Annotated in this window: 11 protein-coding genes, 4 tRNA genes and 1 riboswitch; of the genes, 11 read left to right on the top strand and 4 right to left on the bottom strand. The window is 57.5% G+C overall.

The window, feature by feature from the left end; all coding sequences use genetic code 11:
- Positions 1–9 precede the first annotated feature (9 nt).
- Positions 10–294: a topoisomerase II gene (locus J1G34_RS15705; RefSeq protein ID WP_222994309.1), complete on the top strand. Its 285-nt coding sequence runs from the start codon at positions 10–12 to the stop codon at positions 292–294.
- 11 nt (positions 295–305) lie between these two features.
- Positions 306–1,310 carry a succinylglutamate desuccinylase gene (astE, locus tag J1G34_RS15700; protein WP_065892687.1) on the top strand — a complete coding sequence of 335 codons (1,005 nt, stop codon included), beginning with the start codon at positions 306–308 and terminating at the stop codon, positions 1,308–1,310.
- A gap of 131 nt (positions 1,311–1,441) precedes the next feature.
- Here astE and J1G34_RS15695 read toward each other — a convergent pair whose 3' ends face one another.
- Positions 1,442–1,951, bottom strand: a complete 510-nt coding sequence (locus J1G34_RS15695; protein WP_057723717.1) for a 6,7-dimethyl-8-ribityllumazine synthase — start codon at positions 1,949–1,951, stop codon at positions 1,442–1,444.
- 97 nt (positions 1,952–2,048) lie between these two features.
- Positions 2,049–2,218: riboswitch (FMN riboswitch) on the bottom strand.
- A 190-nt stretch (positions 2,219–2,408) separates the two neighbouring features.
- On the opposite strand from J1G34_RS15695, the gene ltaE reads away from it, so the two are divergent.
- From ltaE to mgtE, 8 genes are all read left to right on the top strand, one after another.
- Positions 2,409–3,413: a low-specificity L-threonine aldolase gene (gene ltaE, locus J1G34_RS15690; RefSeq protein ID WP_065892686.1), complete on the top strand. Its 1,005-nt coding sequence runs from the start codon at positions 2,409–2,411 to the stop codon at positions 3,411–3,413.
- 146 nt (positions 3,414–3,559) lie between these two features.
- Positions 3,560–6,178: an alanine--tRNA ligase gene (alaS, locus tag J1G34_RS15685; protein ID WP_065892685.1), complete on the top strand. Its 2,619-nt coding sequence runs from the start codon at positions 3,560–3,562 to the stop codon at positions 6,176–6,178.
- A 97-nt stretch (positions 6,179–6,275) separates the two neighbouring features.
- Positions 6,276–7,517 carry an aspartate kinase gene (locus J1G34_RS15680; protein ID WP_057723714.1) on the top strand — a complete coding sequence of 414 codons (1,242 nt, stop codon included), beginning with the start codon at positions 6,276–6,278 and terminating at the stop codon, positions 7,515–7,517.
- A 174-nt stretch (positions 7,518–7,691) separates the two neighbouring features.
- Positions 7,692–7,880, top strand: coding sequence for a carbon storage regulator CsrA (gene csrA, locus J1G34_RS15675; protein ID WP_003175645.1), 189 nt, complete (start codon positions 7,692–7,694; stop codon positions 7,878–7,880).
- A gap of 62 nt (positions 7,881–7,942) precedes the next feature.
- Positions 7,943–8,033, top strand: a tRNA-Ser gene (locus J1G34_RS15670).
- Between the two features lie 108 nt (positions 8,034–8,141).
- A tRNA-Arg gene (locus tag J1G34_RS15665) sits at positions 8,142–8,218 on the top strand.
- A 73-nt stretch (positions 8,219–8,291) separates the two neighbouring features.
- Positions 8,292–8,368 (top strand) — tRNA-Arg (locus J1G34_RS15660).
- A gap of 348 nt (positions 8,369–8,716) precedes the next feature.
- Positions 8,717–10,159: a magnesium transporter gene (mgtE, locus tag J1G34_RS15655; RefSeq protein WP_065892684.1), complete on the top strand. Its 1,443-nt coding sequence runs from the start codon at positions 8,717–8,719 to the stop codon at positions 10,157–10,159.
- A 96-nt stretch (positions 10,160–10,255) separates the two neighbouring features.
- Here the strand turns inward: mgtE and J1G34_RS15650 are convergent, their stop codons facing one another.
- The 3 genes from J1G34_RS15650 to J1G34_RS15640 all read right to left on the bottom strand — a co-directional run bounded on the left by J1G34_RS15650 (position 10,256) and on the right by J1G34_RS15640 (position 11,394).
- Entirely contained in the window at positions 10,256–10,582 is a 327-nt protein-coding gene (locus J1G34_RS15650; RefSeq protein ID WP_065884435.1) for an Arc family DNA-binding protein, read from the bottom strand.
- 393 nt (positions 10,583–10,975) lie between these two features.
- The gene (locus tag J1G34_RS15645) at positions 10,976–11,155 is read right to left on the bottom strand and encodes a PA3371 family protein (RefSeq protein ID WP_065884436.1); all 180 of its coding nucleotides are present in this window, start codon (positions 11,153–11,155) and stop codon (positions 10,976–10,978) included.
- 11 nt (positions 11,156–11,166) lie between these two features.
- Positions 11,167–11,394, bottom strand: coding sequence for a hypothetical protein (locus J1G34_RS15640; protein WP_065895870.1), 228 nt, complete (start codon positions 11,392–11,394; stop codon positions 11,167–11,169).
- A 319-nt stretch (positions 11,395–11,713) separates the two neighbouring features.
- Between J1G34_RS15640 and J1G34_RS15635 the strand changes: the two genes are divergently transcribed.
- Positions 11,714–11,790 (top strand) — tRNA-Arg (locus J1G34_RS15635).
- Positions 11,791–12,380: the final 590 nt, after the last annotated feature.

Here is a 12,380-nt window from a genome sequence, read left to right as displayed (position 1 = left end):
ATTTTATTTATGACCGACACCCTGAAGCTGATCCTTGAAGACACCGACGGCACCCAGCTGGAAACCTCCTGCACCCGCGTTGCCGTGGTCTGGCAGGGCAAGGAGATCTGGATCCAGCATGACGGCCGTGGCCAACTGCTGATCGGTGTGGATGTGGAAGAGGGCGACGCCGAGTACGCCAACCTGCTGATGCGCCCGCTGGCGACCAACCTGATGAGCCTGGAACTGGAAATGGAACCGGCCGACGTCGAAGGTGACGACGATCACGTCCACGGCCCAGGCTGCAACCACTAAGGAAGCTGCTTATGCTCGCCCTCGGCAAACTGCTTGAACTGACCCTCGCCGGTCGCGAACCGGCGCAAAAAATTCAACTGACTGTCGACGGCGTGCAAATGCGCTGGCTCAGTGAGGGCGCGCTTGAAGTGCGCCCGCCTGAAGCCCGGGACAATGGCGGCGACCTGCTGCTGTCGTCCGGCATCCATGGCAACGAAACCGCGCCGATCGAACTGCTCGACCGCCTGTTGCATGGCATCGCCCGTGGGGAGATCAAGCCCCGCACCCGTATTCTGTTCCTGTTCGGCAACCCCGAGGCCATGCGTCGCGGCGAGCGTTACCTTGAACTGGACATCAACCGGCTGTTCAACGGCCGGCATGAAAGCAACATTGGTCCCGAAGCCATGCGCGCCGCCGAACTTGAACAGTTGGCCCGCAGCTTTTTCAGCCAGCCGGGCCGTTCGCGCCTGCATTACGACCTGCACACCGCGATTCGCGGCTCGAAGATCGAGCAATTTGCGCTGTACCCGTGGAAAGAAGGGCGCCAGCATTCGCGCCGTGAGCTGGAGCGCCTGCGCGCCGCCGGAATGGAGGCGGTGCTGCTGCAGAACAAAGCCTCTATCACCTTCACGGCGTTCACCTACGAACGACTCGACGCCGAGGCCTTCACCCTGGAGCTGGGCAAGGCCCGTCCTTTCGGCCAGAACCAGAGCGTGGATGTGTCCAGGCTGGAGACGCGCCTCAAGCACATCATCGAAGGCACCGAGCCTGAGACAGGCGACCTCGACGGCTTGAAGCTGTTCGCCGTCGCACGGGAAATCATCAAGCACAGCGACGCGTTCCTGCTGCATTTGCCGGCGGACGTGGAAAACTTTTCGGAATTGGAAAAGGGGTATCTGCTGGCCGAAGATGTGGCCCAGACCCGCTGGGTGATCGAGGAGGAGGGCGCACGCATCATCTTCCCCAACCCGAAGGTGAAGAATGGTTTGCGCGCGGGAATTCTCATCGTGCCGACCACAGAAGCTGGCCTTGCATAGATCTCAGGCCTGACTGGCTTCAAATGTGGGAGGGGGCTTGCCCCCGATAGCGGTGTTTCAGCTACAGATGAGCTGACTGACACACCGCCATCGGGGGCAAGCCCCCTCCCACACTCGTTTTGCGGTGTTGCTTAGACCGCTACAGCACGCGGCTCGCTACGACGGATCGCCCGCACCTTGTGCAGGGTGTCGGCACACGTACGCGCAGCTTCCTGGCCCTTGTGCACGAAATGCTCGTAGAAGAAGGTGGTGTGTTCGCTGCCCCCGTGGAAATGGTGGGGAGTCAGGGATACCGAAAATACCGGCACTTCGGTTTCCAACTGCACCTGCATCAGGCCGCTGACCACCGATTGGGCGACGAATTCGTGACGATAAATGCCGCCGTCCACCACCAGCGCGGCGGCGACGATACCGGCGTAACGGCCGGTCTTGGCCAGCAGCTTGGCGTGCAGGGGCATTTCAAAGGCGCCGCCGACTTCGAAGAAATCGATGTCCGATTCCTGGTAGCCCTGGGCGATCATTTCGGCGAGGAAGCCTTTGCGCGACTGGTCGACAATATCCTTGTGCCAGCAGGCCTGGATAAACGCGACACGCTCGCCGTGATGGTTTTTGCTTTTGCTGTCGATTGCGGTGGGTTGCATGTTCTGACTCCTGTTTAAGAAAAAAACAGGGCGTTATGAATCGAATGGGATTTAAGGGTACGCGTGCGCGAACAGGCGCGCGGCCCTTAGGTGCCAATCCCGTTCTCTCTTCATCCGGACTATGACCGTCGGCCCCGGGATCACACCGGGTCTGCTGACCTTGTCGCCGTCCTGCCTGAGCAGTTCGAGGCGCCAAGCGCTCGCGGGCTATGCACATTGCGCGCAATTACCGCCGGTGGGGAATTACACCCCGCCCTGAGAACGTTGCCGCCAGAACCCTGACGGCGCAGAGTTTTTAACATGGTTTTTCAAAAACTGCACGGTTGCCGTATCGATAAGCTATATCGGTTTGTTTGGTGGGTATTCGATTGAGTGCAGCGGGGACTTGATATTGCGTGGCTTTGCCCGCAGTAATCACTCACAAAAGGACTTATCCATTCCGTTAGAGGCCCCCTTCATGACCGTGATCGACCTGCGCAGCGACACCGTGACTCAACCCACCCCCGGTATGCTCGATGCGATGGCCAGCGCCGTCAGCGGTGATGACGTCTACGGCGAAGACCCCAGCGTCAACCGACTGGAGGCTGAACTGGCCAGGCGCCTGGGGTTCGACGCTGCGCTGTTCGTGCCCACCGGCACCATGAGCAACCTGCTGGCGTTGATGGCTCATTGTGAGCGCGGCGAAGAATATATCGTCGGACAACAGGCCCATACCTACAAATACGAAGGCGGCGGGGCGGCCGTGCTCGGTTCGATCCAGCCGCAGCCGCTGGAAGTGCAGGCCGACGGTTCCCTCGACCTGGATCACGTGCTCGACGCGATCAAACCCGACGACTTCCACTTCGCCCGTACGCGCTTGCTGGCGTTGGAAAACACCATGCAGGGCAAGGTGCTGCCGCTGGAATATCTGGCCCGGGCGCGTGCGTTTACCCGTGAACACGGCCTGGCTTTACACTTGGATGGCGCGCGGCTTTACAACGCAGCGGTCAAATTGGGCGTGGAGGCACGAGAGATTGCCCGGCATTTCGATTCGGTGTCGGTGTGCCTGTCCAAGGGGCTCGGCGCACCGGTCGGCTCGGTGCTGTGCGGTTCCACCGCGTTGATCGCCAAGGCGCGGCGCCTGCGCAAGATGGTCGGCGGCGGCATGCGCCAGGCCGGTTCCCTGGCGGCGGCGGGCCTGTATGCCCTGGATCACCAGGTGCAGCGTTTGGCCGATGACCACGCCAATGCGCAGTGGCTGGGGGATGCGTTGCGCCAGGCCGGTTATACGGTCGAGCCGGTACAGACCAACATGGTCTATGTGCAGATGGGCGATCGGGCGCAGGCCCTGAAAGGCTTTGCCGCCGAGCACGGGATCAAGTTGAGCGCCGCGCCGCGTCTGCGCATGGTCACGCATCTGGATGTCAGCCGGGCCCAGATCGAGCAAGTCGTGCAGACATTCGTCGCATTTTCGCGGAAATGACAGTGCAGGCCGTCTAATTGACTGTTTCTATCACATAAACACGCTGTACCACCGGCAAAGGGCCGATATAATGCGGCCCTTTGCCGTCGCTTCGTCTGATGATGTTGCGCACTGGCCTTTGGCCGCAGCCTCCGTGGAAGAACCTAATGAAAAGCGCAGAAATCCGTGAAGCCTTCCTTCGCTTCTTCGAAGAGCAAGGCCACACCCGTGTAGCCTCAAGCTCCTTGATCCCAGGCAATGACCCAACCCTGCTGTTCACTAACGCGGGGATGAACCAGTTCAAGGACTGCTTCCTGGGCCAGGAAAAGCGCGCCTACACCCGCGCCACCAGCAGTCAGAAGTGCGTACGCGCCGGCGGCAAGAACAGCGATCTGGAAAACGTCGGTTACACCGCGCGCCACCACACCTTCTTCGAAATGCTGGGTAACTTCAGCTTTGGCGATTATTTCAAGAAAGACGCGATCACCTTTGCCTGGACCTTCCTGACCGGCGTGCTGAAGCTGCCCAAGGAAAAGCTCTGGGTCACCGTCTACGCGACGGATGACGAAGCGTATGACATCTGGACCCAGCAAATCGGCGTGCCCGCCGAACGCATGATCCGCATCGGTGACAACAAGGGCGCGCCTTACGCGTCCGATAACTTCTGGACCATGGGCGATACCGGCCCGTGCGGCCCCTGCACCGAGATTTTCTACGATCACGGCGCCGACATCTGGGGTGGCCCGCCGGGTTCGCCGGATGAAGATGGCGACCGCTATATCGAAATCTGGAACAACGTGTTCATGCAGTTCAACCGCACCGCCGATGGCGTGTTGCATCCGTTGCCGGCACCGTCGGTGGACACCGGCATGGGGCTGGAGCGCATCAGTGCGGTCATGCAGCACGTTCACTCCAACTATGAAATCGACCTGTTTACCAACCTGTTGAGTGCCTCGGCTGCGGCCATTGGCTGCGCCAATGAGAGCCAGTCTTCGCTCAAGGTGGTCTCGGACCACATCCGTTCCTGCGGTTTCCTGATTGCCGATGGCGTGTTGCCGTCCAACGAAGGCCGGGGCTATGTGCTGCGCCGCATTATCCGTCGCGCCTGCCGTCACGGTAACAAACTGGGTGCGACCGGCAGCTTCTTCTACAAGATCGTGGCTGCGCTGGTGGCCGAGATGGGCGACGCTTTCCCGGAACTCAAGCAGCAACAAGCCAACATCGAGCGGGTGCTCAAGGCTGAAGAAGAGCAGTTCTCCAAGACCCTGGAGCATGGCCTGAAAATCCTCGAGCAGGACCTGGCTGAGCTCAAGGGTACGGTGGTGCCGGGCGACGTGGTGTTCAAGCTTTATGACACCTACGGTTTCCCGATGGACCTGACCGCCGACATCGCCCGTGAGCGCGAGCTGACCATCGATGAGGCCGGTTTCGAGCGTGAGATGCAAGCCCAGCGCGTGCGTGCGCGTTCGGCCAGCTCGTTTGGCCTGGACTACAACACCTTGGTCAAGGTTGACGTGCCCACCGAGTTCATCGGCTACAAGGCAACCGCCGGCTCCGCCAAAATCGTTGCCATTTATAAAGACGGCAAGTCAGTCGATGTGCTGAACGAGGGCGATGAAGCGGTCGTGGTCCTGGACCAGACGCCGTTCTACGCTGAGTCGGGTGGTCAGATCGGTGACTGTGGTTTCCTCGGTTCGACGTCCGGTCGTTTCGAGGTGCGCGACACCACCAAGACCGGTGGTGCGTTCCTGCACCATGGTGTGTTGGTGCTGGGCAACCTGGTCGTGGGTGCGCCGGTCGATACTCAGGTCGATGCCGATGTACGGCATGCAACCGCGCTGAACCATTCGGCCACTCACTTGCTGCACGCTGCGTTGCGCCAGGTGCTCGGTGAGCATGTCCAGCAGAAGGGTTCGTTGGTCGATAGCCAGCGCCTGCGTTTCGATTTCAGCCATTTCGAAGCGATCAAGCCTGAGCAGATCAAGGCGCTGGAAGATATCGTCAACGCGGAAATTCGCAGGAACAGCCCGGTTGAAACCGAGGAAACGGATATCGAGACCGCCAGGAACAAAGGCGCCATGGCGCTGTTCGGCGAGAAATACGGCGACCAAGTGCGCGTACTGAGCATGGGCGGCAGCTTCTCGGTGGAACTGTGTGGCGGTATCCACGCCAATCGCACCGGTGACATCGGCCTGTTGAAAATCATCAGCGAAGGCGGCGTGGCCTCGGGTGTGCGCCGTATCGAGGCGGTGACCGGCGCCGCGGCGCTGGCCTACCTCAATGCCGCCGAAGAACAACTCAAGGAAGCGGCCGGCCTGGTCAAGGGCAGCCGCGACAATCTGATCGACAAGCTGTCCGCCGTGCTTGAGCGCAACCGCGCGCTGGAGAAACAGCTGGAGCAGTTGCAGGCCAAGGCAGCCAGTGCCGCGGGCGACGATCTGTCGGCCTCGGCGGTTGACGTCAAGGACGTAAAAGTCCTGGCGGCGCGCCTGGACGGTCAGGACGGCAAGGCGTTGCTGGCCTTGGTCGATCAGTTGAAGAACAAGCTCGGCCGCGCAGTGATCCTGCTCGGCAGTGTCCATGAGGATAAGGTCGTTCTGGTTGCCGGTGTAACCAAGGACCTGACTGGCCAACTCAAAGCCGGTGATTTGATGAAGCAAGCTGCTGCGGCAGTGGGCGGCAAGGGCGGAGGTCGTCCGGACATGGCGCAAGGCGGTGGTGTGGATGCCGGCGCCCTGGACGCGGCCCTGGCCTTGGCCGTGCCGTTTGTCGAGGCAGGTATTTAAGGCGCTGTTAATGAGCTCATGGTTTAGTCGTGGGCTCGCTCGGTTGCTGGAAGATTCGTTTATTGGGCGCCCCTTTACGGGCTGAGGCGGCTTAGAAATGGCTTTGATCGTACAGAAATTCGGAGGCACCTCGGTCGGTTCTGTCGAAAGAATCGAGCAGGTCGCCGACAAGGTTAAGAAGTTCCGTGATGCCGGCGACGACCTGGTGGTCGTGCTGTCGGCCATGAGCGGCGAGACCAATCGCCTGATCGACCTGGCCAAGGCCATCAGCGGTGATCAACAGCCGCTGCCGCGTGAGCTGGATGTCATTGTGTCCACCGGTGAGCAGGTGACTATTGCGTTGCTGGCCATGGCGTTGAACAAGCGCGGTGTGCCGGCGGTGTCCTACACTGGTAGCCAGGTGCGCATTCTTACCGACAGCGCGCATACCAAGGCGCGCATCCTGCAGATCGACGATCAGAAGATTCGTGCCGATCTGAAGGCTGGACGCGTGGTGGTTGTAGCCGGTTTCCAGGGGGTGGACGAGCAGGGCAATATCACCACTCTCGGGCGTGGCGGTTCGGATACCACGGGTGTGGCGCTGGCAGCGGCTCTCAAGGCCGACGAATGCCAGATCTATACCGATGTGGATGGCGTCTACACCACTGATCCGCGCGTTGTGTCCGTGGCCCAGCGCCTGGACAAGATCACCTTTGAAGAGATGCTGGAAATGGCCAGCCTTGGTTCCAAGGTGTTGCAGATCCGTGCGGTGGAGTTCGCCGGCAAGTACAACGTTCCGCTGCGCGTACTGCACAGCTTCAAGGAGGGTCCGGGCACCCTCATTACTATTGATGAAGAGGAATCCATGGAACAGCCGATCATTTCCGGCATCGCTTTCAACCGCGACGAAGCCAAGCTGACGATCCGTGGCGTGCCAGACACTCCAGGTGTGGCCTTCAAGATCCTCGGCCCTATCAGCGGTGCGAATATCGAAGTCGACATGATCGTGCAGAACGTTTCGCACGATAACACCACCGATTTCACCTTCACCGTGCACCGCAACGAGTACGATGCGGCCGAGCGTATCCTGCAGAACACGGCGAAGGAGATCGGCGCCCGTGAAGTGATCGGTGATACCAAGATCGCCAAGGTATCGATCGTGGGCGTGGGCATGCGCTCCCACGCCGGTGTTGCCAGCCGCATGTTCGAGGCGCTGGCCAAGGAAAGCATCAACATCCAGATGATCTCTACATCGGAGATCAAAGTCTCGGTGGTGATCGAGGAGAAGTACCTGGAGCTGGCTGTGCGCGCGCTGCATACCGCTTTTGAGCTGGACGCTCCGGCCCGACAGGGCGAGTGATGCGATGCCAGAAAGGCGCGGCTTACCGCGCCTTTCATTTTTTTGTTGAGCGCATGTTCTTTTGCGTGGGCTCGACAATACTTAGGCGGTAGGGCTATGGCCGTCTGGTTGTAGGTCCAATGCCTTTTTTTTGCAGACTGTTGTTCCTGAAATGAATTGCGTGAGGTGAAAGGTATGTTGATTCTGACTCGTCGTTGCGCAGAAAGCCTGATTATCGGTGATGGCGAAATCACCGTGACCGTGCTCGGCGTCAAAGGCAATCAAGTGCGTATCGGGGTTAACGCTCCGAAAGAGGTAGCGGTCCATCGCGAGGAAATCTACCTGCGGATCAAGAAAGAGAAGGACGAAGAACCAAGCCTTTAATTTTTATCGTTTTTTATGTTTGCAAACGGGGAGGAACGTGGTTAATATACGCCCCGTGTTGCGGAGAGCTGGCCGAGTGGCCGAAGGCGCTCCCCTGCTAAGGGAGTACACCTCAAAAGGGTGTCGGGGGTTCGAATCCCCCGTTCTCCGCCATTATTTGCTTAGTACGTTGCAATCTGGTTTTTTCGGTAAGTTGTTGAAAATACTCGAAAAAATAGCTTTACATAGAGATTGAACGGCCTATAATGCGCGGCAACAAATGCACTCGTAGCTCAGCTGGATAGAGTACTCGGCTACGAACCGAGCGGTCACAGGTTCGAATCCTGTCGAGTGCACCATTTAAGAGTTGGTTGCAGTAATGCAGGTGACTTGGCTCCAACCAGTTGTGATCTGGTCTAAAAAGCACAATCTGCACTCGTAGCTCAGCTGGATAGAGTACTCGGCTACGAACCGAGCGGTCACAGGTTCGAATCCTGTCGAGTGCACCATACAAACAAAAAGCCCGCCTAGTGCGGGCTTTTTGCCGTCTGGGGTTTGTGTAGGTTTTATCCTGGCGCAGGCCTTTTTCGATTTTCCGTGTGTTTTCCCTTCCGGCTGTGTCGTCGCAGTTCATGGATGCAGCCAATACTCAACTTTGGCTTGCAAGCGCTTGTTCTTTCCAGTTTTTTGACGTTAAAAGCGGTTGGTCGGTGTATCATGCGCCGGTCAGCCCCGCCGGGGCTTATGGACTGCCTCCATGGACTTACCCAGTAGTTACTCAGTACCCCGCTTTACCAATCATGAATTGACTGATTGATCCTTCCGGCGCGCTCCGCTGCTGGGAGTGGAGTTCGCCTATGACCGAAGTAGAAGTAAAGAAAACACAAGAAAGCCTGCAGGATCGTCTGGCTCAAGTTATCGAGCTGCTGCAGCGCCAGCGCGTGGTCGAAGACCTCACGCACCGCCAGGAAGGTCCGCACCATGACCGCGTCGAAAACCTGGTTCACCGGCAAAATCTTGTCGAGTTGCAACGTAAGCTGGATGACCTGCACTCCGCCGACGTCGCTTACATCCTCGAAGCCTTGCCGTTGGATGATCGGCTGACGCTCTGGCAACTGGTCAAGGCTGATCGCGACGGCGACATTCTCCTCGAAGTATCCGATTCGGTTCGCGAAACCCTGATTGCCGACATGGACGATCATGAGCTCCTGGCCGCGGCCAAGGAGATGGACGCGGACGAACTGGCCGACCTGGCGCCTGAATTGCCGCGTGATGTCGTTCATGAGCTGATGGAGGCATTGGACACTCAGCAGCGTGAGCGTGTGCGTTCGGCACTGTCTTATGATGAAGACCAGGTCGGCGCGCTGATGGACTTCGAGATGGTCACCATCCGCGAGGATGTCAGCCTGGAAGTGGTGTTGCGCTACCTGCGTCGTCTCAAAGAGCTGCCTGGCCACACCGACAAGCTGTTTGTGGTCGACTACGAAGGCATCCTCAAGGGCGTATTGCCCATCAAGCGCCTGCTGGTAAATGATCCGGAGAAGAGGGTTGCTGACCTGATGGCCAGCGATACCGTGAGCTTTCATCCGGATGAAGATGCCTACGACGCGGCCCAGGCGTTTGAGCGTTACGACTTGATCTCGGCTCCGGTGGTCGACAAGAACGGCAAGCTGATCGGCCGTCTGACAATCGATGAAATCGTCGACTTGATTCGCGAAGAGAGTGAAACCGAAGTCCTCAACATGGCAGGTTTGCGTGAAGAGGAAGACATTTTTGCGTCAGTCTGGCGTTCGTTGCATAACCGCTGGGCGTGGCTGGCCGTCAATTTGATTACCGCGTTTATCGCGTCCCGCGTGATCGGTCTGTTTGAAGGCTCCATCGAAAAGTTGGTGGCCTTGGCAGCTTTGATGCCGATAGTGGCTGGCATCGGCGGCAATTCCGGTAACCAGACTATCACCATGATCGTACGTGCCATGGCCTTGGATCAGGTCAGTACCGCAAACTCTTCGCGTCTGTTGCGCAAGGAATTGGCGGTGGGCCTTATCAATGGCCTGGTATGGGGCGGAGTGATAGGGGTGGTGGCTTACTTGCTATATGGCAGTTGGTCGTTGGGCGTGGTGATGACCGCTGCCATGACTCTCAATTTATTGTTGGCTGCCTTGATGGGGGTTCTGATTCCCATGACCTTGGCGCGTTTGGGACGCGATCCTGCGATGGGGGCCAGCGTGATGATTACGGCCATGACCGACAGTGGGGGCTTTTTCATCTTCCTGGGCTTGGCCACCATCTTCCTGCTCTGACCTTCCCTGCGAGGGCAATTCTGCCCTCGCTTCCCTTGCTCAAATCCCACACAAAAAAAAGCCAGCACATAGCTGGCTTCGGCTTTCAAGTGTAAATCAATTAGCTTCTGCGGCCGCCTCTACGTCGTGCGCGATCAGCGAAACGAGAGCATTTTGCTGGCGGTGGGAAAGCTGACGAAAACGCTGCAGCAGTTCGCGTTCGTGCAGTGACAGCTCCGGACTGTCCAGGCGCATGCTTAGCTCTTCACCCAAAGCACCTTCCTGAATAAGGCTCTGTTCCAGGCGAGCGATGATTTCCGAGTTCATGCTGCGATGATGATTGCGGGCCACATCGGCAATGCGTTCCCGCATTCCGTCTGGCAGACGTACGACGAACTTGTCAGCCGTACGGCTGGAATAAATTGCCTGTTTCAATGGGCGCATATATTTAACCGGTTAGTTCAGGGGAGCGGTTTCTGGAATTGGCCGCAAGGATGTGTGTTAAGACAAGGCTCACGACCAAAGTTCAACCCGAATTGCAAAGAGGCCGCATCATGCCTCAGATTTGACATTTCCTTGGCGTCAATTCTGTGACAAATATTGAACCGCCTACAGGCTTTATGCCAGCACTGATTTGCATTTTTGCGGACTGGTTGGAAAAGTTTTTGCTCGGATCGGACATTCCTGATCTTCGCGCAAACCTTATCCCGCATCGGGTTGAAGAGCTCGCGCCAGAAGCAATATGGCCTTTTGCCCTCATCTACGAGGGTAGTGGCAGTTTGCTGTTTTACTAGCGCGGGGCGACGTAAGGTAGGGCAGGGTTTGAGGCGGGGAGGGCTAGCGCAGCACGGGGTCGAATTTGATACGACGACCAATGGCGAGCGACACGATCAGCAGGCAGCCGAACACAGCGCTGGCGATAAATGCGAGGGTCGCGCTTTCCCGCATATCGTTACTCAAACCCAGTAGAGCGGTGAGAAGCGTCAGGCAAAGAAATAACCATGCGGATTTGGACATGAGTAGCGCTCTCAAAATACCCAGTGTTCGGATGCTGGGGCTTCTTGGGTGCCTTGGGCCAAGCGAATGGGCGATTGGGCATTGGCAGTCATGACCGCCAACTGTGGACGTTGCTGCAGATGGTGGGGGACGGGTTGATTGATCTGAGCAGTGTCTTGGAAATCGGCAGGCTGGAAGTGAAAGGTTGCCAGCGCGGCCAGTGCCAATGCGTTGAGGCCGAGCAAAAGGGCGCTGTTCATGATTTCTTCTCCGTATGCCTGTATCAAATCGGGTTAGTAGAAGAACTATTGCAGCTCTCGTGCCAACCTATTAGTTCAATATAAACAATGGCTTGCGGGTCAGTCGAGGTTGTGGTGCATTGCAATTTGCAATGATGGCAATTTGCTGGGATGCAATCTGCACGATGGGGCGGGGCGAGCGAATGTAGTGCGGCACCACGTATATGCTTGCAGGATTGGCCTACGATCAAAAAGCCAACGGATGACATGACAAACTTTACCGTGGCCGTTAACATGCACGCCGTCCGTCGCTGAGCCTTTGGCCCGACGATCGCGACATGTCCCAGTAGCTCAATTGGATAGAGCATCCCCCTCCTAAGGGGAAGGTTGGCCGTTCGAACCGGCCCTGGGACACCATCTTCTGCGCTTCATGTTATTGGCGTTCGCCATACACAAGACCTTCGCTCCCTTGCCTGGCCATCATCTCTCCCGAAAAGAGGGGAGGTATTCAGCTCATGGGGCCGGAAACTACCGCTTTTTGATACGTCTGGTTTGTTCTTCTATATAGAGGGACGGCGAACTGGAAGGAAATCTCCATTTTTTTGGTTTAGGCGCTTGACGCCCTTGGTGGATTCTGTAGAATTCGCCTCCCGCTTACGAGAGATCGCAAGCGCAAGTGGTTGAAGTTGTTGAGGAATTCTTCGAAAACTTCTGAAAATAACCACTTGACAGCAAATGAGGCTGCTGTAGAATGCGCGCCTCGGTTGAGACGAAAGATCTTAACCAACCGCTCTTTAACAACTGAATCAAGCAATTCGTGTGGGTGCTTGTGGGGTCAGACTGATAGTCAACAAGATTATCAGCATCACAAGTTACTCCGCGAGAAATCAAAGATGTAACCAACGATTGCTGAGCCAAGTTTAGGGTTTCTTAAAAACCCAAAGATGTTTGAACTGAAGAGTTTGATCATGGCTCAGATTGAACGCTGGCGGCAGGCCTAACACATG

Origin of the sequence: Pseudomonas sp. Wu6 (genome assembly GCF_019891515.1) — a bacterium.
Taxonomy (GTDB): domain Bacteria; phylum Pseudomonadota; class Gammaproteobacteria; order Pseudomonadales; family Pseudomonadaceae; genus Aquipseudomonas; species Aquipseudomonas orientalis_A.
The sequence above is the reverse complement of the archived record's forward strand: the minus strand, read 5'-3'. Positions and strand labels throughout refer to the sequence as shown.

What these genes read in the sequence shown, in the direction of transcription:
- J1G34_RS15705 (WP_222994309.1), top strand. Translation starts at nt 10, where the DNA reads ATGACCGACACCCTGAAGCTGATCCTTGAAGACACCGACGGCACCCAG.
- astE (WP_065892687.1), top strand. Translation starts at nt 306, where the DNA reads ATGCTCGCCCTCGGCAAACTGCTTGAACTGACCCTCGCCGGTCGCGAA.
- ltaE (WP_065892686.1), top strand. Translation starts at nt 2,409, where the DNA reads ATGACCGTGATCGACCTGCGCAGCGACACCGTGACTCAACCCACCCCC.
- alaS (WP_065892685.1), top strand. Translation starts at nt 3,560, where the DNA reads ATGAAAAGCGCAGAAATCCGTGAAGCCTTCCTTCGCTTCTTCGAAGAG.
- mgtE (WP_065892684.1), top strand. Translation starts at nt 8,717, where the DNA reads ATGACCGAAGTAGAAGTAAAGAAAACACAAGAAAGCCTGCAGGATCGT.
- J1G34_RS15680 (WP_057723714.1), top strand. Translation starts at nt 6,276, where the DNA reads ATGGCTTTGATCGTACAGAAATTCGGAGGCACCTCGGTCGGTTCTGTC.
- J1G34_RS15640 (WP_065895870.1), bottom strand. Translation starts at nt 11,394, where the DNA reads ATGAACAGCGCCCTTTTGCTCGGCCTCAACGCATTGGCACTGGCCGCG.
- J1G34_RS15650 (WP_065884435.1), bottom strand. Translation starts at nt 10,582, where the DNA reads ATGCGCCCATTGAAACAGGCAATTTATTCCAGCCGTACGGCTGACAAG.
- J1G34_RS15645 (WP_065884436.1), bottom strand. Translation starts at nt 11,155, where the DNA reads ATGTCCAAATCCGCATGGTTATTTCTTTGCCTGACGCTTCTCACCGCT.
- csrA (WP_003175645.1), top strand. Translation starts at nt 7,692, where the DNA reads ATGTTGATTCTGACTCGTCGTTGCGCAGAAAGCCTGATTATCGGTGAT.
- J1G34_RS15695 (WP_057723717.1), bottom strand. Translation starts at nt 1,951, where the DNA reads ATGCAACCCACCGCAATCGACAGCAAAAGCAAAAACCATCACGGCGAG.